Below are 22,087 nucleotides of genomic sequence, written 5' to 3'. Positions count from 1 at the left end.
GGCCGCGATGGCGGGGATCCCCGTCGTGCGGTCCGCCCACCGCGACCGGCGCCTCATCGAGGATCCCCCTCCCAGGTCGAGCGGCGCGAGCGCATATGCCACAACGCCAGCGTGACACGCCCCGGGGGCGTCTGTACGCGTTCCGCGGACTTCCGCCGACTCGGGCCGGAGCGGGGGCGGTTGGGCGCGCGGCGGGCGGACGACGGCGTCCGCCCGGCGCCGGCGGACGGCCGGCGGGCGGTCAACCCGCCCGTGAGCCGGGGGCGTTGGGGGGAAAGAGCGGCCGGGGAGCGGCTCAGCGCTTGGCGACGAAGACGTGCGAGGCGACGTCCGCGGCCAGTTCGGCGGACTCGCCGCTGCTGCCCACCATCACCCCACCGGGCGACTCCGTCACGCTGACCACGGCACCCGGCTGCACCCCCACGCGACGCAGGGTGTGCATCAGCTGGGCGTCGCTCTGGATCGGCTCGCCGATCCTGCGCACGACCACCGTCTTGCCCTCGGCGCCGGGGACGAGCTCCGAGAGGCTGACCATGTTGTCGTTGAGGTACGGATCCGCCTCGGCCTTCTCGCCCAGCTCCTCCAGGCCCGGGATCGGGTTGCCGTACGGCGACTCCGTCGGGTGGCGCAGGAGCTCCAGGACACGGCGCTCCACGGCCTCGCTCATCACGTGCTCCCAGCGGCAGGCCTCCTCGTGGACCTGCTCCCACTCCAGGCCGATCACGTCGACGAGCAGACACTCCGCCAGGCGGTGCTTGCGCATCACGCGGGTGGCCAGGCGGCGGCCCTCCTCGGTGAGCTCCAGGTGGCGGTCGCCGGCGACCGTGACCAGCCCGTCGCGCTCCATGCGGGCGACCGTCTGGCTCACCGTCGGGCCACTCTGATCGAGCCGCTCCGCGATGCGCGCGCGCATCGGGACCACACCCTCCTCCTCCAGCTCCAGGATGGTGCGGAGATACATCTCCGTGGTGTCGATCAGTCCGGACATGCGTGCCCCTCGGATAAGTAGTGCGCTGGCCCTGGACCCAATTCTGACGCATACCACCGACAAGGGGGGCGCGTACCGTCCCGCCGCCGTCCCGCCGCGGCCCCGCCACGCGGCCGTCCGTATTGACAGCGCGCAGGTCAACCGCGCAACGTGAGCCGCGCCACCGCGGCGCCGACGACGACGCCGCCCACCCCGGGACGATGCTGAGGAGCCCTTTGCGATGAGCGGGAACAAGCTGGCCGGCCAGTTCTTCGACGCCGCGATCGGGCTGCTGGGACGGGTGCGCGACGAGGAGGCCGGCAGCATCGCCGCCGCCGGGGCGATGCTCGCGGACACCGTCGCGGCGGGCGGCCGGCTCTTCGTCTTCGGCGCCGGCCACTCCTCGCTGCCCGCGCAGGACGTCGTCTACCGGGCGGGCGGGCTCGCGCTGATGAACCTGCTCGCCGTGCCGGGGACGGTCGGCGTCGACATCACCCCCGCCACCCTCGGCAGCGCGCTGGAGCGCGTGGACGGGCTGGCCGGCGCCGTCCTCGACACGAGCCCCGCCCGGGCCGGCGACGTGCTGATCGTCATCTCCCTCTCCGGGCGCAACTCGCTGCCCGTCGAGATGGCCCTCAACGCCCGGGCCCTCGGCCTCAAGGTCATCGGCGTCACCTCGCTCGCCTACGCCGAGCACACGAAGTCGCGGCACACGTCCGGGACGTTCCTCAAGGACCACTGCGACATCGTGATCGACAGCAAGGTGGACGTCGGCGACGCCGAGCTGACGGCGGAGGGCGTCGCGGCACCGTTCGCCCCGGCGTCGACGGTGGTGACGAGCGCCGTCATGCAGGCCGTCGTCGCCTCCGCGGCGGGCGAGCTCGTCGAGCGGGGCATCGAACCGCCGATGCTGCGCTCGGGGAACGTGGACGGGGGACACGAGTGGAACGGACGGGTGCTGCGCGAGTACGGCGAGCGGATCTTCTTCCGCCACTGAGCGGATCGGGGTACCGGTCGCCACCGGGCGGCTCCCGGTGCCGGTGCCGGCGGACGGACCTCCTCCCCGCCCCGCCCTCTCCCCGGAGGGAGCCGCCCCCCCGGAGGGAGCCGCTCTCACCCGCCCACGGCCGCCGCCAGGTCGATCGACGCCGCGACCCGCGTCGCGATGTCCTCCGCGTACGTCGCGTCCGCGCGGTCGAAGGGGCGCCGCGACGGGCCGCGGAGGAACGTCACCACGCCCACCGTCCGCCCGCGCGACCGCAGCGCGGTGGCGAGCGCGTGCTGCGTGCCCGCCGGCCACTTGCGGACCGGCCCCCAGTCCCGCGTGCGGTCGGAGACGGCGCGCACGGAACCGCAGCGCTCGACCGCCTGGACGGCGGGGTGGCCGTCCAGGTACGGGACGGGCAGCCCGCCCCCGGGCACCGACGCGCCCGGGCCGGAGACGCCCGTCGGCGTCGCGGCCGCCCGCAGCAGGCGGATCGGCCGCTGCGGCACGGACGCCGGCTCGGGCAGCAGGTCGATCAGCGCGTGGTCGGCGAAACCTGCGAGGGCGAAGTCCATGTAGAGCGCCGCGGCCTCCATCGGGTCCTCGCACTCGGCCACCGCCCGCCCCGCTCTGTGCAACTGGCTGCCCCGGAAGCGCAGCCGGGCGCTCTCCTGCTCGGCCAGCCGCGCCTTGGTCACGTCCAGGAACAGCCACGCCACACCCAGCGGGACGGGCTCCTCCACCAGCGGTGTGGACAGCCGCAGGAACCCGCTGCGCCAGCAGCGCCGCTCCCCCGCCCCGGCGCCCTCCCCGCCCTCGCCCGCACCCTTCACCGACACCCACAGCTCCGTCGGCGCCGGCGGCGCGCCCGACGCCAGGACGTGCTGGAGGGCGCTCTCCACGTCCTCCAGCCCCTGCTCCAGCAGGTCGCCCAGCGGGCGGCCGAGGAGCGCGGACCGGCTGGTGCGCAGCGCGCGGGCGGCGTGCGCGTTGGCGAGCGCCGGGCGCAGGTCGGCGTCGACGAGGAGCACGCCCCAGGAGGCGTCGCCGAACAGCGCCTCGCTCAGCGCCACCGACCGCTCCAGGTCGATCTGCGTGTGCACCTCGCTGAACGCGCAGTAGACGCCGGCCGGGCTGCCGTCCGCGCCGGGCACGGCCGAGGACTGCACCCGCACCAGGACCCGCCCGCCCTCCTTGGTCAGCAGCGCGAACTCGTCCACCTGGCGGCCCTGGGCCTGCATCGCGCCCAGCAGCCGGGCGGTGACCTCCGGCGCGTCCGCCTCGCGCACGGCCCAGCCGGCCAGGCCGGGCCGGCCGACGGCCTCCTCCGCGGTCCAGCCGAGGATGCGCTCGGCCTCCCGGTTCCAGTGGGTGACCGTGCCCTCGGCGTCGAACGCGCAGAGCGCCGCGTCCATGCCGTCGAGCAGCGCCACGAGCAGGTCGTGGTCCTCGCCGTCGGCGCCGGCCTCGTGGCGGGCGGGGCCGAAGTGGTGTGGAGCGGTCACGAGATACCCCCAGCTGGACGCGTCTGCATGTCCTGCACGACGGGCCATTCAACTCGACACCGCCCCGCACCACACCGTCTTCGGCGAAATCCGTGCCCCGGGAAATTCGGTTGTGGCGCCCGCCGGGGGTCCCTAGGGTGTGGTGCACACGAGAAGGGAGGTGATCGGACAGATGGTTTTCGTCCGGACGCGTGAGGTGACTGCGGGCTGACGCCCGCCGTCGCGCACAGCGCACAGGCGTCGACGGCGGTGCCGTCGGCCAATTCCCAGCAGTCACCCGGTCCGTGGGCCGCCGAGTCGTCCGCTCGGCACCCGGGCGCCGCACGCGGCACCCGGGTCAGTGGCCCACGGACCGTCTGCGTACGGCCCGTTGGGGCCCGTCACGGACAGAGGCGCTCGATCCGCCAGCCCTCGCCGTCCCGTACGTACCGCAGCCGGTCGTGCAGCCGGTGTTCCCGTCCCTGCCAGAACTCCAGCCGCTCGGGCACCACACGGATGCCGCCCCACTCCGTGGGCACCGGGATCTCCGTGCCCTCCGGATAGCGCGCCGCCAGCCGCGCGTACGCCGCGTCGATCTCCGCGCGCGAGGCGACCACCGTCGACTGGTCGCTCGCCAGCGCGCCGAGCTGCGAACCGCGCGGCCGCGAACGGAAGTACGCGGCCGTCTCCTCGGCCGCCACCCGCTTCGCCCGCCCCGCGACGATGATCTGACGAGCGATCGGGTGCCAGGGGAACAGCACCGAGACGTACGGGTTCGCCGCGATCTCCAGGCCCTTGCGCGAACCGTAGTTGGTGAAGAAGACGAAGCCGCGCGCGTCGAACGCCTTGAGCAGCACGGTCCGTGAGCTGGGACGCCCTTCGGCGTCCGCGGTCGAGACGACCATCGCGTTGGGTTCGTGGAGCCCGCTCGCCACCGCGTCGGCGAACCAGCGCGCGAACTGCTCGTACGGATCGGCCGCCAGGTCCTCCTCCGCCAGGCCCGCCGTGCGGTACTGGGCGCGCATGGCGGCGGGGTCGAGCGGGCTGTCGGGGTCTGCTGCGCGGACGGCGCGGTGGGCATCGGACACCCGCTCATCTTGCAGCACCCACGGCGCGTCCGCACCGCATCTCCCGGCGACGAAACGATGATTGTGCCCCGTGACGCCCGCGCCCAACCCTTTCCCCGGCCGCCCGCGGCGTGTGCCGGACATCACTCTTCCCCGCGGGTGGCGAAACCGCCAAAATCGCCGCTCGTACGGATGTGGGAGCACCGCACCACCGGATATCGTTTCCGGCCGGAAGGGCCGGGTGAACCGCCCCCGTGCGGGGCATGACCGGGGAGACCGGTACGGAACGCGAGCCGCGCCGGCGCCGCCGCGGAACCGTTCCGGTGGACCGTCCGGGCACCGGACCCTCCAGGCCGCCGGGGACGCCGCGGGAAGGGCGGCCCCGGGCGGCGGCGCACAGCAGCAGACACCGCAGAGGCAGACACCGCACGCACCGGCAGGGGACACCGGCAGGTCGCCGTCGCTTGTCGAACACACCACGAGGAGCCGCCTGATGTCCGATTTCGTACCCGGACTCGAGGGAGTCGTCGCGTTCGAGACGGAGATCGCCGAACCGGACAAGGAGGGCGGCGCGCTCCGCTACCGGGGCGTCGACATCGAGGACCTGGTCGGTCACGTCTCGTTCGGGAACGTGTGGGGGCTGCTGGTCGACGGCTCCTTCAACCCCGGCCTGCCGCCCGCCGAGCCGTTCCCCATCCCCGTCCACTCCGGTGACATCCGCGTCGACGTGCAGTCCGCGCTCGCCATGCTCGCGCCCGTCTGGGGACTCAAACCGCTCCTCGACATCGACGAGGCCACCGCGCGGGACAACCTCGCGCGGGCGGCGGTCATGGCCCTGTCCTACGTCGCGCAGTCCGCCCGCGGGCAGGGCCTGCCGATGGTGCCGCAGCGCGAGATCGACAAGGCGGGGACCGTCGTCGAGCGCTTCATGAAGCGGTGGCGGGGCGAGCCGGATCCGCGGCACGTCGCGGCGGTCGACGCGTACTGGACGTCGGCGGCCGAACACGGCATGAACGCCTCGACGTTCACCGCCCGCGTCATCGCCTCGACGGGCGCGGACGTCTCCGCCGCGCTCTCCGGCGCCGTGGGCGCGATGTCCGGTCCGCTGCACGGCGGGGCGCCGTCCCGCGTCCTCGGCATGATCGAGGAGATCGAGCGGACGGGGGACGCCGTCGCGTACGTCAAGCGGGCCCTCGACAAGGGCGAGCGCCTCATGGGCTTCGGCCACCGGGTCTACCGCGCCGAGGACCCCCGGGCGCGGGTGCTGCGGCGCACGGCCAAGGAGCTGGGCGCGCCGCGCTTCGAGGTCGCGGAGGCGCTGGAGAAGGCGGCCCTGGAGGAGCTGCACAACCGGCGGCCGGACCGGGTGCTGGCGACGAACGTCGAGTTCTGGGCGGCGATCGTGCTGGACTTCGCGGAGGTGCCGGCGCATATGTTCACGTCGATGTTCACGTGTGCGCGGACGGCGGGGTGGAGCGCGCACATTCTGGAGCAGAAGCGGACGGGGAGGCTGGTCCGTCCGTCGGCGCGCTACGTGGGCCCGGGCCCCCGGGACCCCCGGGAGGTGCCCGGTTACGCCGGGCGGTAGCCCCCTCCCGGGGCGGGGGCCCTCGCTTCGAGGGTGCCCCCGCCCCTCTCCCGGAGGGCCGGGGGCACCCACCTCACCCCGCACCCCCCAACGCCCCGCCCACGATCCCCGCCCACCGCTCCACCACCCGCTCCCGCCTCCCCGCATCCGGTGTCAGCAGGGACGCCAGGCCCAGCCCCCGGGCCATGTCCAGCAGACCCTGCACCACCTCCCGCACGCCGGGCACCGACTCGTCCGCCCCCAGCAGCTCCACCGCCATCCGGTGCGCTTCCCGGCCGATGCGGGCCTCCAGCTGTACGACGCGGGGCCGGAGCCGGGGTTCGGTGGTCGCGGCGACCCACAGGTGGAGGGCGGCGCGGAAGACGGGGCCGGTGTACAGGTCCACGATCGCGCGCACCACGCACGCGACGTCCGCCCCCGCGAGGCTCCGCACGGCGGCCGACTGCCGCTCGGCGACGTGCTCGACGGCGGAGGTGAACAGGTCCTCCCGCGTGGGGTAGTGGTGCTGGAGCGCGCCCCGCGAGACCCCGGCCCGCTCGGCGACGACCGAGACCGTCGAGCCGGACCAGCCGAGTTCCGCCAGGCACGCCACCGCCGCGTCCAGCAGCCGCCGCCGCGTGGCGGCGCCCCGGGCCAGCCGGTGGTCGGTCATCGCGCGCCACGCCGCGATCCTCTCCCGGGCCTCGTCCGAGGCGAAGAGCTCGGCGGAGAGGGCTACGAGCCGCTCCGCGTCCCGGGCGAACCCGGCCCGCACGCCCTCCGTCGTCAGCGCCTTGGACGCGGCCAGTCCCTGGGGGGAGGCGGCCCGCAGCCCGGCCAGTACGGGCCCGGACTCGCCGTCCACCACGGTCGCGAGCCCCACCCGCACCGCCTCGCGCGCGCCGAAGACCTCCCCCGTCAGGTAGTACCGCGCCACCGCCCGCGGGTCGAGCCGGGGCAGCAGGGTCAGCGAGACGACCGCCGGGGCGAGCCCCAGCCGCGCCTCCGTGAAGGCGAACGAGGCCGCCGCCTCCCCCGCCACGACGATGTCGCAGGCCCCCACCAGTCCCAGCCCACCGGCCCGGACGGCGCCGTCGACGACGGCCACGACCGGCTTCGGCAGCTCCACCACGGTGCGCAGCAGCCGGACGAACTCCCGGGGATCCAGCGGGGGATCCCCGCTCAGGTCCGCGCCGGAGCAGAACGCCGGCCCGGTGTGCCCGAGCACGACGAACCGGACCGCCGGATCCGCGCCCGCCTCCTCCAGCGCGGCGCGCAGCTCGCCGACGAGCCGGGCGGAGAGCGCGTTGCGGTTGGCCGGGGAGTCGAGGGTCAGGACGGCGGCGCCGTCGTCGGACGCGCGACGGACGAGCACAGGATCACCACCTCGTCGGATCACCACTTTCAAGAGGACCTGTTCCTCAATAGGACCTGGGCAGCCCGAGCGTGTGGTGCGAGACGTAGTTGAGGATCATCTCGCGGCTGACCGGCGCCACCCGGGCCACCCGCACCGCCGTGATCAGCGCCGCCAGCCCGTACTCCGTCGTCAGCCCGTTGCCGCCGAGCGTGTGCACCGCCTGGTCGACGGTGCGCACGGCGGCCTCGGCGGCCGCGTACTTGGCCATGTTGGCGGCCTCGCCCGCCCCCGCCTCGTCGCCGTCGTCGTAGAGCCGGGCGGCCCGCTCCGTCATGAGCCGGGCCAGCTCGATCTCGATGTGGGCCCGTGCCAGCGGGTGGGCGACGGCCTGGTGGGCGCCGATCGGCCGGTCCCACACGGCGCGGGTGCGGGCGTAGTCGACGGCGCGCCCGAGCGCGTACCGGGCGAGCCCCAGCGCGAACGCGGCGGTCATGACGCGCTCCGGGTTGAGCCCGGCGAAGAGCTGCCGCAGGCCCGCGTCCTGGGCGCCGACGAGCGCGTCGGCCGGCAGCCGTACGTCCTCCAGGTCGAGCTCGAACTGCCGCAGGTCGCCGTGGACTTCCATGGGGATCGGGGTGCGCCGGAAGCCCGGCGCGTCGCGGTCCACGACGAACAGGCACGGGCCGCCGCCCTCGGTGCGCGCGACGACCATCGTGGCGTCGGTCCGGTCGACGCCGCTGATGAAGACCTTGCGCCCGCCGAGCACCCACCCGTCCCCCTCGCGGCGCGCGGTCGTGGTGATGCGGTGGGAGTTGGAGCCCGCCTCGGGCTCCGTGATGCCGAAGGACATCCGCAGGCGCCCCGACGCCAGCCCCGGCAGCCAGGCCCTGCGCTGGGCCTCGGTGCCGAAGCGGGCGATGACCGTGCCGCAGATGGCGGGCGAGACCACCATCAGCGTCAACGGGTTCCCGGTGGCGGCCAGTTCCTCCAGGACGACGGCCAGCTCGGTGATCCCGCCGCCGCCCCCGCCGTAGGCGACGGGCAGGTTGACGCCGAGGTAGCCCAGCTTCCCCGCCTCCGTCCACAGCTCCTCGGGGTCGCGGACGCGGGCTCCCAGCGCGGCGACGGCGGCGCGCAGGTCACGGAGTTCGGTCGGTGCGGCGCTCATGTGCGGCCTCCTCGTTCGGGACGGCGACGACGGCGAGCAGGTCCCCGGTGGCGACGCGCCGGCCCGGGGCGGTGTGCAGGGCGGTGAGGATCCCGGCGGCGGGGGCGGTGACGCGGTGCTCCATCTTCATCGCCTCGACCCACAGCAGGACTTGACCGGCCGCGACCGGGGTGCCGGGCGCGAGGCCGTCGGCGATCCGCACGACGGTGCCCGGCATGGGGGCGAGCAGCGACCCCGGCTCGTCCTCGGGGACGGGTTCGGGGAGGCGGGGCAGCAGCGCGAACGACCGTGCGCCGAGCGGCGAGTCGACGTGGACGGACGCGCCGTGGAAGGCGACGGCGAACGGCCGCCGCACCCCGTCGATCTCCAGCGCCACGCGGTCGCGCGCGGCCTCCAGCAGGCGCACACCCGGCACGCCCTCCAGGCCGTCCCGGCCGAGGCGGTAGCGGATCTCGTGCTCGGTCCCGTCGGGCTCGGCGCGCAGGCGCTTGACCTGGGGTCCGGACGGGACGTTGCGCCAGCCGCCGAAGCGGGAGCGGCCCTGGGCGTCGGCGAGGGCGGCCGCCAGGGCGGCATGGCGGGTCACCTCCCCGTCCACGGCGGTGAGTTCGGGCAGGTGCCGCCCGTAGAAGCCGGTGTCCGGCGTCCCGGCCGCGAACTCCGGGTGCCGCAGCGACCCCACCAGCAGGTCCCGGTTGGTGACGGGGCCGTGGACGCGGGCGCGTTCCAGGGCGCGGGCGAGCCGGCGCAGGGCGGAGGGGCGGTCCGGGGCGTGCGCCACGACCTTGGCGAGCAGGGCGTCGTAGTGCGGCCCCACCTCGTCGCCCGCGCCCACGCCGGCGTCCACCCGCAGCCCGTCGCCCTCCGGGACGTCCAGCGCGTGCACCGGGCCCGTCCAGGGCCGCCAGTCGCGGGCGGGGTCCTCGGCGCAGAGCCGGGCCTCCACGGCGTGGCCCGCCGGCTCCGGGGGCCGGGCGGGCAGCCGGGCGCCCTCCGCCACCCGCAGTTGCAGGGCGACCAGGTCGACGCCGTACACGCACTCGGTGACCGGATGCTCCACCTGGAGGCGGGTGTTCATCTCCAGGAACCAGGCGCGGCCCCGCCCGTCGAGCAGGAACTCGACGGTCCCGGCCCCCACGTACCCCACCCGTCTCGCCAGCGCCGCGGCGTGCCCGCACAGCGCCTCCTCCAGGCCCTCCGGCAGGCCGGGCGCGGGCGCCTCCTCGATCACCTTCTGGTGGCGGCGCTGGAGCGAGCAGTCACGCGTGCCCAGCGTCCACACCGTGCCGTGCGCGTCCGCGAGGACCTGCACCTCGACGTGGCGTCCGTCCGCCACGTACGGCTCGACGAACACCTCGCCGTCCCCGAAGGCCGCCTCCGCCTCGGCGCGCGCGGCGTCGCGCGCCGCGTCCAGCAGGGCCAGGTCGCGGACGATCCGCATGCCCCGGCCGCCGCCGCCCGCCGCGGCCTTGACCAGCACCGGGGGTCCGGCGGCCCGCACGGCGGCGGCACCGTCGAGCGGGGCCAGCACCGGCACCCCGGCCTCCGCCGCGACGCGCTTGGCCCGCGTCTTGGACGCCATCGCCTCCATCGCCGCGGGCGGCGGCCCGATCCACACCAGCCCGGCGGCCACGACGGCCCGGGCGAACTCCGCGTCCTCGGAGAGGAATCCGTAGCCCGGGTGCACCGCGTCCGCCCCCGCCGCGCGTGCCGCCGCGACGATCAGGTCGCCCCGCAGATACGTCGCGGCGGGCGCGTCGCCCGGCAGCCGGACGGCCGCGTCCGCCTCGCGGACGTGCCGGGCGCGCGCGTCGGCGTCCGAGTGGACGGCGACCGTCGCGATGCCCAGCGCGCGGCAGGTGCGGAAGACACGGCGGGCGATCTCGCCCCGGTTGGCGACGAGCACGGACCCGATCACTGCCGCCCCCTCACATCCCTCGCAGCCCTCACATCCGTCGCAGCCCTCACATCCGGAAGACACCGAACCCCCCTCGCGCCCCCTCGACCGGCGCGTTGTGCACCGCCGACAGACAGATCCCCAGCACCGTCCGGGTGTCGCGCGGGTCGATGACCCCGTCGTCGTACAGCCGCCCGGACAGGAACAGCGGCAGCGACTCCGCCTCGACCTTCCGCTCCACGGCCGCCCGCAGCGCCGCGTCCGCCTCCTCGTCGTACGGCCGCCCCTTCGCCTCCGCCGCCGCCCGCGCGACGAGCGACAGGACGCCGGCGAGCTGCCGCGGGCCCATCACCGCGGACTTGGCCCCCGGCCACGAGAAGAGGAAGCGCGGGTCGTACGCCCGCCCGCACATCCCGTAGTGACCGGCCCCGTACGACGCGCCGACCAGCAACGACAGGTGCGGCACCCGGGAGTTGGACACCGCGTTGATCATCATGGCCCCGTGCTTGACGATGCCGCCCCGCTCATAGGCGCGGCCGACCATGTACCCGGTGGTGTTGTGCAGGAACAGCAGCGGGACGTCCCGCTGGTTGGCGAGCTGGATGAACTGCGCCGCCTTCTGCGACTCCGCGCTGAACAGCACCCCCTGCGCGTTGGCCAGGATGCCCAGCGGGTAGCCGTGCAGCCGCGCCCAGCCCGTCGTCAGTCCGGCGCCGTACAGTGGCTTGAACTCGTCGAAGTCCGAGTCGTCCACGATCCGGGCGATGATCTCGCGCGGGTCGAAGGGCGTGCGCAGGTCGCCGGGGACGACGTCCAGCAGCTCGTCCGCGGCGTACCGGGGCGGCGGCGCGGCGGCCGGATCGGCGTACGGCTTGCGGTGGTTGAGCCGGGCGACGATGCGCCGCGCCCGGCGCAGGGCGTCGTGCTCGTCCACGGCGTAGTGGTCGGCGAGCCCGGAGACCCGCGCGTGCATGTCCGCGCCGCCGAGCGACTCCTCGTCCGCCTCCTCGCCGGTGGCCATCCTCACCAGCGGCGGCCCGCCGAGGAAGACCTTGGCCCGGCCGGCGACCATCACGACGTGGTCGGACATGCCGGGGACGTACGCGCCGCCGGCCGTCGAGTTGCCGAACACGACGGCGATCGTGGGGATCCCGGCGGCCGACAGCCGCGTGAGGTCCTTGAACAGGGCCCCGCCCGGCACGAAGATCTCGCTCTGCCCGGTGAGGTCCGCGCCGCCGGACTCGACGAGGCCGACGACGGGCAGCCGGTTGGCCCGCGCGATCTCGTGGGCGCGCAGGGACTTGCGCAGGGTCCACGGGTTGCTCGCCCCGCCGCGCACGGTCGGGTCGTTGGCGCTGATCAGGCACTCCACGCCGGAGACGACGCCGATGCCGGTGACGAGCGACGCGCCCACGGTGTACTCGCTGCCCCAGGCGGCGAGCGGGGAGAGCTCCAGGAAGGGCGTGTCCGGGTCCAGCAGCAGCTCGACGCGCTCGCGGGCCGTCAGCTTCCCGCGGGCGCGGTGGCGGGCGGTGTACTTCTCGCCGCCCCCGGCGACGGCCTGCGCGTGGGCGGCCTCGATCCCGGCGAGCTTGTCGAGCATCGCGGCGCGGTGGGCCGCGCACTCGGGGCCGGCGGTGTCGAGGCGCGAGGTCAGGACGGTCACAGCAGCACCTCGGGTATCTCCAGGTAGCGGGCGCGCAGCCACTCCCCCACCGCCTTGGCCTGCGGGTCGAAGCGGACGTTCTCGGCGACGCCCCGGCCGAGGAGGCCGTCGACGACGAAGCCGAGGGCGCGCAGGCGGGGCAACACGTGGCGCTCGACGGGCAGTCCGGCCGTCTCCGGCAGGAGGTGCCGGAAGCGTTCGACGGTCAGCTCGTGGGCCAGCCACCGCCAGGCGTCCTCGCTCCGGGCCCAGACGCCGACGGTGGCGCGGCCGCCCTTGTCGCCGCTGCGGGCGCCCGCGACCAGGCCGAGCGGGGCGTGCCGGGCGGGCCCGGCGGGGAGCGGCGCGGGGAGGGCGGGTTCCGGCGGGGGCGCGGGGGCGCCCGTGGCCGGCGCGGCGGGCGGTACGGGGATGCGGGTGCCGTCGGGGAGGACGGCGACGTGCGGGACGCCGTCCGCCGGTACGTACGCGGAGTCCAGGACCCCGTACGGGGCACCGGGCCCGGGCGGTGCCGTCAGGTGCAGCCCCGGGACGCTCGCCAGGGCCAGTTCGACGGCCGCGCCGCTCAGGGCCCTCCCCACGACGTCGGGGTCGGGGTCGTGCACGACCAGCCGCAGCAGCGCGCTCGCCTCCTCCTGGACGGACGCGTCGAGGTGGTCGGTGCGGGCGAGCGTCCAGCGCACGCGGGCCGGGGCCAGGCGGGCGAGCACGTCCTCGAACTGCCCTTGGACCACCCGTGCCTTGGCGACGACGTCGAGCCCGGTGAGGACGAAGACGATCTCGTTGCGCCAGCCGCCCGCCCGGGTGACGCCCACTTTGAGCGTGGCGGGCGGGGGTTCGCCCCGGACGCCGTGGACGCGGACGCGGTCGGGCCCGTCGGGTGTGAGGCGGACGGTGTCGAGCCGGGCGGTGACGTCGGGCCCGGGGTACCGTGCGCCCTCGGTCTCGTAGAGCAGTTGGGCGGTGACGGTCCCGGTGGTCACCGCCCCGCCGGTCCCCGGGTGTTTGGTGATGACCGCACTGCCGTCGGGGTGGATCTCGGCGAGCGGGAACCCGGGGTGCCGGATGTCGTGCTCGCCGAAGAACGCGTAGTTCCCGCCCGTCGCCTGGGCGCCGCACTCCAGTATGTGGCCCGCGACGACGGCCCCGGCGAGCGCGTCCAGGTCCTCGTCCCCCCAGCCGTAGTGGGCGGCGGCCGCTCCGCTGACGAGCGCGGCGTCGGTGACCCGGCCCGTGACGACGACGTCCGCCCCGGCGCGCAGGCAGGCCGCGATCCCGCCGCCCCCGAGGTAGGCGTTGGCGGTGACGGCCCCGGCCCACCGGTCGCGCTCGCCGAGCAGGTCGTCACCGGTGACGTACGCGACGCGGACGGGGACGCCGACCCGCTCGCCCAACTCCCTTATGCGCGCGGCCAGTCCCGCCGGGTTGAGCCCGCCCGCGTTGGTGACGACCCGCACCCCGGCGTCGGCCGCCAGGCCGAGCCCCGCCTCCAACTGCCGGAGGAAGGTGCGGGCGTAGCCCCCGTCCGGATCCCTGGCCCGGTCGCGGCCGAGGATGAGCATGGTCAGCTCGGCGAGGTAGTCCCCCGTGAGGACGTCGAGCGGCCCACCGGTGAGCATCTCCTCGAACGCGCTGAAGCGGTCACCGTAGAAGCCCGAGGCGTTGCCGATTCTCAGCACGCTGGGAGCGTGGCAGCGCTTCCTCGAACAGGCAAGCGTGCTTGCCTTCTTTCCGGCCCGCCGGCCGGTAGCGGGGTGCGGTTCGCGCCACCGCCCGGGAGGACGCGGTGAGTTGGGGCGCGAGGACGCCGGCCGTCCCCTCCGGCCCGGCGCACGGCGCTCACACCGTCGCCTCCTCGCCGCCCTCCCCCTCCGCCGGCGCGGCCGTGTCGTGTCCGCCGCCGCGGGGCGCGGGGAGCAGGCGGCCCTTCGTCAGGGCCTGCACCAGACCGGCGAGCGCCTGGGTCGCGGGGACCTTGCGCAGTGCGAAGACGGTGGCCATGGAGGTGGCGGGGACTCCCATGAGGAGGAGGCAGTAACCCGCGTTGCCGGTCCGGATCATGTAGTAGCCGAGCAGGCAGTAGAGGCCGAGGGCGCCGAAGGAGAAGAGCTGGCCCAGCACCACGACGCCGTAGTCGTAGGCTATTCTCCGGTCCTGGTGGCGGGCCCTGGAATTGATCGCCTTGACCACACGGAGCAGATCACGGGAGCTCATCCCGTCGAAGGTCTTCCGCAGTTCGGCCAGCAGCGCGACAAATGCCTCCGATTCGTCGGGATTTCTCTTGCCCGCCATCAATGGGCCCCGCCGACGTCCGCCACCAGCCGGTGGAGCGTTCTGGCGATCAGATGGTTCGAATCCCCTTTGGCCGTCACGTCGACGAACCGCGAGAATGTGCCGGAGCCGTCCATTTCCCCGCCCTGTCCCGACGCCTTCTCGGCGTCCGCGTACTCGCTCACGATCCCCACCAGGATGGCCTTGGCCAGCTCGGGATCGTCCTGGCTGATGCGCAGGATCTGCCGCGTCTCCAGATCCGCGATCTTCCGCTCGGCCATGTCCTGGAGGGCGGCCTCCACCTGCCGGATCATCCGCAGCTGCGTCGTCTGCCGGTTGAGCCACCGGCGCAGCGCGGCGAGAAAGGCCGCGATCATCACGGTGGCGCCGGACGACACGGTGCAGACGGCGAAGAGCGGCCATTCCGCGTGGCTGACGAAGGCGAAGGCGCACAGCCCCAGGCTGGAGACCGCGGAGAGGAAACTGCACACCACGGCCGCGATGCGGAGCCTGGCGAGACCCGAGCGCCCGCCCAGCTCCAGCGAGAACCGCTCTCTGGCGGCCGCGTCCGTGACCTGCCCGGGGCCGCCCTCCTCGTCCCGCAGTATCGCGAGGAATTCCTTTATGTCGTCCTCGACGCTCTGCGGCGCACACGGCCCGGAACACCGGCGAGCGAGGAGTGTCTGCCCGGTCGGGTCGAAAATGCTCCGCATTCCCAGCGCGAAATCTTTTCCTCGCACGGCACCCCCTGGGCTCGCCAATGAGCGTACCCAAGCTAGCAGATCGGCAATCGGCCGGCGCCACGGACGGTGAAACTCCTGCCCAAGCCCGCCGGCCGGAACCGTCGAACAGAAAGGGAACGGTTCCGTATATCCCCGCCCGCCGGCTCGAAAAAGAACGAAGAAACGATTCGATGCCCCGGATTCACTCCAGCGCCTCTTCCAGCACTTCCGCCAGGTGCCGTGCCCTCCGTCCCGCCAGCTGCCCGATCTGTGTGCGGCACGAGAACCCGTCCGCCAGGACGAGCTTCTCCGGCCCCTCCCGCAGCGACGGCAGCAACCGCTCCTCCGCGCAGGCCACGGACACCTCGTAATGCCCCTTCTCGAAACCGAAGTTACCCGCCAGCCCGCAGCACCCGCCGCTCAACTCGCCCGTCAGGCCCGCCTTCTCGCGCAGCCGGCGCTCCGCCCCGTCCCCGAGGACGGCGTGCTGGTGGCAGTGCGTCTGCCCGGCGACCGGCCGGCCGATCACCGGCGGCCGCCAGTGCGGGGCGAACTCCTCCAGGTACTGGGCGAACGTCCGCACGGAGGCGGCGAGCCGGCGGGCGCGCGGGTCGTCGTGGCACAGCTCCGGCAGGTCCGTGCGGAGGGTGGCCGCGCAGCTCGGTTCGAGGACGACGACGGGGCGGCCGGGGGCGGCTGCCGCGTCGAGGCGGTCGAGGGTGCGGCGCATGACCGTGCGCGCCCGGTCGAGCCGGCCCGTGGAGACCCAGGTCAGACCGCAGCACACGCCGCCGCCGGGCAGGTCCGGGCGGCGGCCCGCCGCCTCCAGGACCCGCACCGCGGCCCGCCCGGCCGAGGGCGCGAAGTGCTCGGTGAAGGTGTCGGGCCACAGCAGCAGATCCGGCGCGGCGGGCCGCGGCCGCCGGGCGAACCACCGGCTGAACGGCTCGGACGCCGGCCGCGGGATGTCCCGCTCCGGCGCGATCCCGGCCACCCGCTTGCCGGCCGCCGCCAACGGCCCCACGGACACCGCCGCGTTGAACAGCGGCGCCGCCCGCAGCAGCGCCGCCGCCCGCAGCCAGGCCGGCAGCCCGCCCAGCGCGTAGTGCGCGACCGGCCGCAGCCGCCCCGCGTAGTGGCGGTTCAGGAACTCCGCCTTGTAGGTGGCCATGTCCACCCCGACGGGGCAGTCGCCGCGGCAGCCCTTGCACGACAGGCACAGGTCCAGCGCCTCGCGGACCTCCTCCGACCGCCAGCCGTCCTTCACCACCTCCCCCGCGAGCATCTCGTGCAGCAGACGGGCGCGCCCGCGCGTGGAGTGCCGCTCCTCCCGCGTCACCCGGTACGACGGGCACATCACCCCGGCGTCCGGCGACGTCCCGCGGCACTTCGCGACGCCCACGCACCGCCGCACCGCCGCCGTGAAGTCCCCGCCGTCCTCCGGGTATCCGAACTCCACGTCCACCGGCCCGCGCGGCAGCACGCCGAAGCGCAGGTTCTCGTCCAGCCCGTACGGGCGGACGAGCATCCCGGGGTTGAGCCCGCCGTCCGGATCCCACAGCTCCTTGAACCGGCCGAAGAGCTCCACGACGTCGGGCCCGTACATGCGCGGCAGCAGCTCCGCCCGCGCCTGTCCGTCCCCGTGCTCCCCCGACAGCGAGCCGCCGTGGGCGACGACGAGCCCGGCGAGCTCCTCCGAGAACGCCCGGTAACGGCGCACGCCCTCCCGGCTCGACAGGTCGAAGTTCACCCGGACGTGGACGCAGCCCTCCCCGAAGTGCCCGTACGGCGCGCCCCGGAGGCCGTGCGCGTCGAGCAGCGCGCGGAAGTCGCGCAGGTACGCGCCCAGCCGCCGGGGCGGAACGGCGCAGTCCTCCCAGCCGGGCCACGCCTCGCCGCCGTCCGGCAGCCGGGTCGCCGTGCCGGCCGCGTCCTCGCGGAGCCGCCACAGGGCGCGCCGCCCGGCCGGTTCGGTCACGACGCGGGAGGGCCCGTCGTGGGCCCGGCGGATCTCGTCCGCCCGCGCGGCGGCCTCCTCCTCCGTCGCCCCGCCGGTCTCCACGAACAGCCAGGCGGCGCCCGCCGGCAGCCCTCCGGCCGCGTCGCCGACGAGATCGGCGGCCATGCCCTCGACGGTCAGCGGCCGGTGGACGAGGATCCCTGCCGCCGCGTCGGCGGCCCCGCCCTCGTCCGCGAAGCCGAGGACCACCAGGGCCCGGGCGCGCGGCAGCCCGACCAGGCGCACGGTCGCCTCGGTCACCACCCCGAGCGTTCCCTCGCTCCCGGTGAACGCCCGCGCCACGTCCCTGCCGCGCTCCGGCAGCAGCGCGTCCAGCGCGTAACCGGAGATGCGGCGGGGCAGGCCGGGGAAGCCGGTGCGCAGGAGGGCCAAGTGCCCGTCGGCCAGGGCGCGGAGGCCGTCCGCGAGCCGGGGCGGCAGCCCGTCCGTGCCCCGGCCGAGCCGTACGCGCTCCCCGCCGTAGGTGACGACGTCCAGGCCCAGGACGTTGTCGGCGGTCGTGCCCCAGGCGACGGAGTGCGCCCCGCAGGCGTTGTTCCCGATCATCCCGCCGAGCGTGCACCGGCTGTGCGTCGAGGGATCGGGGCCGAACGTCAGCCCGTGCGCGGCGGCCGCGGCCCGCAGGTCGTCGAGCACGGCGCCGGGCCGGACGACGGCCGTCCGGTGCTCCGGGTCGACGCGGACCACCTCGTTCATGTGCCGGGTGAAGTCGAGCACGACCCCCTCGCCCGTCGCCTGCCCGGCGATCGACGTCCCCCCGCCGCGCGGGGTGACCGGCACCCCGTGCTCCCGGCAGACGGCCAGCGCGGCGGCGACGTCGTCCGCGTCGCGGGGCGCGACGACGCCCAGCGGAACCCGGCGGTAGTTGGAGGCGTCCATCGTCGTCAGCGCGCGGCCGGCGGACGAGAAGTCCACCGTCCCCCGCACGGCCGCGACCAGCGCCGCGCGCAACCCCCCGTGGCGACTCTCCCGACGATCAACCATGCGTCCCAGCATGCCCGAACACACGTCTCACCGGGCGGACATCACGTCCCGCGGGCCGCGCCGACGGATTAGGCTGCCCCCGTGGCTGACATCCAGATCCCCGCCGACCTCAAGCCCGCCGACGGCCGTTTCGGCGCCGGCCCGTCCAAGGTGCGCACGGAGGCGCTGACCGCGCTCGCCGCCACCGGAAGTTCCCTGCTCGGCACGTCCCACCGCCAGGCCCCGGTGAAGAACCTGGTCGGCTCGGTGCGGGACGGCATCCGCGCGCTGTTCTCCCTGCCCGGGGACTACGAGGTGATCCTGGGCAACGGCGGCTCCACCGCGTTCTGGGACATCGCCACGCACGGACTGATCGAGGCCAAGTCGCAGCACCTCTCCTTCGGCGAGTTCTCCTCGAAGTTCGCCAAGGCCGCGAGCCTCGCGCCCTGGCTGGACGAGCCGACGGTCATCACCTCCGCCCCCGGCACCCACCCCGAGGCCAAGGCCGAGCAGGGCACGGACGTCTACGCGCTCACCCACAACGAGACGTCCACCGGCGTCGCCATGCCGGTCCGGCGCGTGGAGGGCGCGGACGAGGGCTCGCTCGTCCTCGTCGACGCCACCTCCGGGGCGGGCGGCCTGCCCGTCGACATCCGCGAGACGGACGTCTACTACTTCGCCCCGCAGAAGTCCTTCGCCTCGGACGGCGGCCTGTGGATCGGGATCTTCTCCCCCACCGCCCTGGAGCGCGCCGCCCGCGTCCACGCCTCCGGGCGGCACGTCCCGGAGTTCTTCTCCCTGCCGACCGCCATCGACAACTCCCTGAAGAACCAGACGTACAACACCCCCGCCCTCTCCACCCTCTTCCTCCTCAACGAGCAGCTGGAGTGGCTCAACGGCCAGGGCGGCCTCGACTTCGCGGTCCGCCGCACGGCGGCCTCCGCCCGCACCCTCTACCACTGGGCCGAGGCGTCCCCCTACGCCGCGCCGTTCGTCACCGACCCCGCCAAGCGGTCGCAGGTCATCGGCACGATCGACTTCGCCGACGGCGTCGACGCCGCGGCCGTCGCCTCGACCCTGCGCGCCAACGGCGTCGTCGACACCGAGCCCTACCGCAAGCTCGGCCGCAACCAGCTCCGCATCGCGATGTTCCCGGCCATCGACCCGGCGGACGTCGAGGCCCTGACACGGTGCGTCGACTACGTCGTCGAGCGCCTCTGACTCCCCCTTGCCGGCGGGGCGTGGGAGAGTGCGGCCATGACGATGACGACACCTGACGGCCGCACCATCCCGCCCCTGCGCGCGGGCGAGCGCGAAGCGCTGGAGAGCTGGCTGGACTTCCACCGGGCGACCCTGGAGTTGAAGTGCCGCGGCCTCGACGGGGAGGGCGTGCGACGGGCCTCCGTCCCGCCCTCCGCGATGTCCCTGCTGGGCCTCGTCCAGCACATGACCATCGTCGAACGCAACTGGTTCCGGCGGGTGTTCGCGGGCGAGACCGTCCCGGACCTCCCGCCCCACGCGGGCTTCGACCTCGACCCCGGCGTGAGCCTGGACTCGGCGCTGTCCTCCTGGCGCGCGGAGATCGCCCGCGGCCGCGAACTGACCGCCTCCGCCTCCCTCGACGACGTCGGCCACTTCCCGCCCGACGACCCCGGCCCCCTCGCCGGCCGCGACGTCTCCCTCCGCTGGATCCTGATCCACCTCATCGAGGAGTACGCCCGTCACAACGGGCACGCGGATCTGCTGCGGGAGTGCGTGGACGGCGTGACGGGGGCGTAGCTTCCCGGCCCGGATGCGTCCCGGCCCGGCGCCGAGAACGCCGGGCCGGGACACCCCGTCGGGCAGGCGCCGCTATTCCGCCCGCCGCCCCCGCAGCACCATCCAGCCGACGCCCAGCAGCACGACCCACACCCCCATCACATACAGCGCCACCCGTGTCTCGGCACTCCACGCGATCAGCACGGTCACGAACGCGAAGAACGCCAGGGCCAGCAGGTTCGTGTACGGAGCCCCCGGCATCCGGTACGGCGACGCCTCCGCCTGCCCGGCCGCGACCGCGCGCCGGTACCGCATGTGCGTCACCAGGATCACGCTCCACACGAGGATCGCCCCACCCGTCGAAACGGACGTGATGTACGCGAACGCGTGCTCGGGATCGAGGGCGTTGATGAGTACGCCCAGTCCCATGGTCAGCGCCGAGACGACGAGAGCCGGGGCCGGGACGCCGCGGCCGGTCAGCCGGGCGAGCGCCGCCGGGGCGTGGCCGTTGACGGAGGCCGTGCGGAGCATGCGCGCGGTGGAGTAGAGACCGCCCGCGTTGCAGGAGGACAACGCCGAGGTCAGGACGATGAAGTTGACGATCCCGGCGGCGGCGGGAATGCCGATCTTCGCGAAGGCGGCGACGAACGGGCTGACGCCGGGGGCGAATTCGGTCCAGCTCACCACGGAGAGGATCACGATGAGGGTGCCGATGTAGAACAGTCCGAAGCGGAGGGGGAGGCTGTTGATGGCGCGCGGGATGTTGCGCTGCGGGTCCTCGGCCTCGCCCGCCGTCACGCCCACCAGTTCCACGCCGAGGTAGGCGAAGAGGACGATCTGGAGCGTCATCAGGGAGTCGTGGACGCCGTTCGGCGCGATGCCGCCGTCCTTCCACAGGTGGGTGACGGACGCGGTGTCGCCGACGTCGCCGAAGCCGACGACCAGGACGGCGATCCCGACGAGGATCATGCCCACGATCGCGACGACCTTGATCAGCGCGAACCAGAACTCCAGCTCGCCGAAGGCCTTCACGGAGATCATGTTGACCGCGAGCAGGACGACCAGCGAGACGAGCGCGGTCTGCCACTGGGCGACGCCGGGGAACCAGTACTTCACGTACTGCCCGGCCGCGGTGATCTCCGCCATGCCGGTGGTGACCCACATGATCCAGTACGTCCAGGCGGTGGCGTACCCCCAGAAGGGCCCGAGGAATTCCCGGGCGTACTCCGCGAAGCTGCCCGAGACGGGCCGGTGGGTGAGGAGTTCGCCCAGCGCGCGCATGACGAGGAGGAGCACGAGTCCGGCCACCGCGTACCAGATGATCAGGCTGGGCCCGGCCTGGGATATCGCGGTGCCGGCGCCCAGGAACAGACCGGTGCCGATCGTGCCGCCGATGGCGATCATCTGGATCTGCCGGGTGCCGAGTCCCCGTTTGTACCCCTCGGAGGATCCCTCGGACGATTGCCCGGAGGACCCGCCGGAGGATCCGCCGGGGGTCATGGAGGCGTCCGGCGTCGTCCCGCGCGCTGTCGGTGGCTGCATGCAACAGAACCCTTCTCGGAAGATCGTGGCCCCGTGACCCTAGGTAAGGCGTTTGGCCGACCACAAGACCTTTCGGAGCAGTTCACACCGGCCGCACCGGGTCTCACGCCCCGGCGGCGAGCTTGAGCGTGACGGCCCCGGCGGTGATCGCGGCGAAGGAGAACAGCTTGGGGACGGTGATCTCCTCCCGGTAGGTCACGGCGCCGAGGACGACGGTGCCGACGGAGCCGAGCCCCGTCCAGAGCGTGTAGCCGACGCCCACGTCGAGCGTGGTGAGCGCCCGGCCGAGGGTGAAGGTCCCGCCCGCGGCGGCGAGCAGGGTGAGGACGGAGGGCCAGAGTCCCGTGAAGCCCTTGGTGGCGCCGGCCCCGAGGGCGAAGGCGATCTCGAAGACGACGGCGAAGGCGAGGCCGTCGCCGCTCACCGCCGGTGCGGCCGCCGGCCGGCCCTCCACGCCCACGTGGAGCACCGGTTGAGCACCGCGCTCCAGCGCCACCACGGCCTCGGCCTCTCCGAGTACCGCGCCCGCCACGCGGCGGCCACGGCCACGCACGAGGCCACCCCCAGCGCGGTCCCGGAGGAGGCGGCCGCGACCGACGACCCCACGGCCGCCGCGGTGGCCTCCCTCCGCGGAGCGCTGGGCTGAACCCTCC

The 22,087-nt window shown here is 74.5% G+C and carries 18 protein-coding genes; 5 read left to right on the top strand and 13 right to left on the bottom strand.

The annotated features are described in order from the left end of the window. Positions 1-295 precede the first annotated feature (295 nt). Complete coding sequence (locus AC230_RS14210) at positions 296-988, bottom strand: iron-dependent transcriptional repressor DtxR (RefSeq protein ID WP_049716545.1); 693 nt, start codon at positions 986-988, stop codon at positions 296-298. Between the two features lie 220 nt (positions 989-1,208). Here AC230_RS14210 and AC230_RS14205 point away from each other — a divergent pair, with 220 nt between their 5' ends. Continuing rightward, the gene (locus tag AC230_RS14205) at positions 1,209-1,964 is read left to right on the top strand and encodes an SIS domain-containing protein (protein ID WP_049716544.1); all 756 of its coding nucleotides are present in this window, start codon (positions 1,209-1,211) and stop codon (positions 1,962-1,964) included. A 116-nt stretch (positions 1,965-2,080) separates the two neighbouring features. Here the strand turns inward: AC230_RS14205 and AC230_RS14200 are convergent, their stop codons facing one another. Continuing rightward, a complete protein-coding gene (locus AC230_RS14200; RefSeq protein ID WP_049716543.1) occupies positions 2,081-3,457 on the bottom strand; it encodes a PAS domain-containing protein in 1,377 nt (458 codons plus the stop codon). 380 nt (positions 3,458-3,837) lie between these two features. Then, positions 3,838-4,461, bottom strand: a complete 624-nt coding sequence (gene pdxH / locus AC230_RS14195; RefSeq protein ID WP_049716993.1) for a pyridoxamine 5'-phosphate oxidase — start codon at positions 4,459-4,461, stop codon at positions 3,838-3,840. Between the two features lie 535 nt (positions 4,462-4,996). On the opposite strand from pdxH, the gene AC230_RS14190 reads away from it, so the two are divergent. Further along, positions 4,997-6,091 carry a citrate synthase 2 gene (locus AC230_RS14190; RefSeq protein WP_049716542.1) on the top strand — a complete coding sequence of 365 codons (1,095 nt, stop codon included), beginning with the start codon at positions 4,997-4,999 and terminating at the stop codon, positions 6,089-6,091. Positions 6,092-6,164: 73 nt separating this feature from the next. On the opposite strand, the gene AC230_RS34680 is transcribed toward AC230_RS14190, so the two are convergent. The 8 genes from AC230_RS34680 to AC230_RS14145 all read right to left on the bottom strand — a co-directional run bounded on the left by AC230_RS34680 (position 6,165) and on the right by AC230_RS14145 (position 18,155). Further along, entirely contained in the window at positions 6,165-7,445 is a 1,281-nt protein-coding gene (locus tag AC230_RS34680; protein ID WP_078871236.1) for an enoyl-CoA hydratase family protein, read from the bottom strand. Positions 7,446-7,491: 46 nt separating this feature from the next. Continuing rightward, complete coding sequence (locus tag AC230_RS14175) at positions 7,492-8,595, bottom strand: acyl-CoA dehydrogenase family protein (protein WP_049716541.1); 1,104 nt, start codon at positions 8,593-8,595, stop codon at positions 7,492-7,494. Beyond that, complete coding sequence (locus AC230_RS14170) at positions 8,567-10,513, bottom strand: ATP-binding protein (RefSeq protein ID WP_049716540.1); 1,947 nt, start codon at positions 10,511-10,513, stop codon at positions 8,567-8,569. Before AC230_RS14170 ends, AC230_RS14175 begins: the two co-directional genes overlap by 29 nt. 46 nt (positions 10,514-10,559) lie before the next feature. After that, a complete protein-coding gene (locus AC230_RS14165) occupies positions 10,560-12,158 on the bottom strand; it encodes an acyl-CoA carboxylase subunit beta (RefSeq protein ID WP_049716539.1) in 1,599 nt (532 codons plus the stop codon). Continuing rightward, positions 12,155-13,837 (bottom strand): acyclic terpene utilization AtuA family protein, encoded by a 1,683-nt coding sequence (locus AC230_RS14160; RefSeq protein ID WP_049716538.1) that lies wholly within the window; start codon positions 13,835-13,837, stop codon positions 12,155-12,157. Before AC230_RS14160 ends, AC230_RS14165 begins: the two co-directional genes overlap by 4 nt. A 160-nt stretch (positions 13,838-13,997) precedes the next feature. Continuing rightward, a complete protein-coding gene (locus AC230_RS14155; protein ID WP_049716537.1) occupies positions 13,998-14,450 on the bottom strand; it encodes a hypothetical protein in 453 nt (150 codons plus the stop codon). Then, positions 14,450-15,142 carry a hypothetical protein gene (locus AC230_RS14150; RefSeq protein WP_049716536.1) on the bottom strand — a complete coding sequence of 231 codons (693 nt, stop codon included), beginning with the start codon at positions 15,140-15,142 and terminating at the stop codon, positions 14,450-14,452. Before AC230_RS14150 ends, AC230_RS14155 begins: the two co-directional genes overlap by 1 nt. Before the next feature lie 211 nt (positions 15,143-15,353). Further along, complete coding sequence (locus tag AC230_RS14145; RefSeq protein ID WP_049716990.1) at positions 15,354-18,155, bottom strand: FAD-binding and (Fe-S)-binding domain-containing protein; 2,802 nt, start codon at positions 18,153-18,155, stop codon at positions 15,354-15,356. A gap of 81 nt (positions 18,156-18,236) precedes the next feature. Between AC230_RS14145 and serC the strand changes: the two genes are divergently transcribed. Together serC and AC230_RS14135 are read left to right on the top strand one after the other, a co-directional pair. Next, a complete protein-coding gene (serC, locus tag AC230_RS14140) occupies positions 18,237-19,355 on the top strand; it encodes a phosphoserine transaminase (protein WP_049716535.1) in 1,119 nt (372 codons plus the stop codon). Between the two features lie 36 nt (positions 19,356-19,391). Continuing rightward, positions 19,392-19,913 (top strand): DinB family protein, encoded by a 522-nt coding sequence (locus AC230_RS14135; RefSeq protein WP_049716534.1) that lies wholly within the window; start codon positions 19,392-19,394, stop codon positions 19,911-19,913. Positions 19,914-19,985: 72 nt separating this feature from the next. Here the strand turns inward: AC230_RS14135 and AC230_RS14130 are convergent, their stop codons facing one another. Together AC230_RS14130 and AC230_RS14125 are read right to left on the bottom strand one after the other, a co-directional pair. After that, positions 19,986-21,392, bottom strand: a complete 1,407-nt coding sequence (locus AC230_RS14130) for an amino acid permease (RefSeq protein ID WP_049716533.1) — start codon at positions 21,390-21,392, stop codon at positions 19,986-19,988. A gap of 145 nt (positions 21,393-21,537) precedes the next feature. Beyond that, positions 21,538-21,903 (bottom strand): DMT family transporter, encoded by a 366-nt coding sequence (locus AC230_RS14125; RefSeq protein WP_241833221.1) that lies wholly within the window; start codon positions 21,901-21,903, stop codon positions 21,538-21,540. Positions 21,904-21,906: 3 nt separating this feature from the next. On the opposite strand from AC230_RS14125, the gene AC230_RS31985 reads away from it, so the two are divergent. Beyond that, entirely contained in the window at positions 21,907-22,080 is a 174-nt protein-coding gene (locus AC230_RS31985) for a hypothetical protein (protein WP_198535521.1), read from the top strand. Positions 22,081-22,087 lie beyond the last annotated feature (7 nt).

The sequence above is a fragment of the Streptomyces caatingaensis genome, assembly GCF_001187435.1.
GTDB classification, from domain to species: domain Bacteria; phylum Actinomycetota; class Actinomycetes; order Streptomycetales; family Streptomycetaceae; genus Streptomyces; species Streptomyces caatingaensis.
The sequence above is the reverse complement of the archived record's forward strand: the minus strand, read 5'-3'. Positions and strand labels throughout refer to the sequence as shown.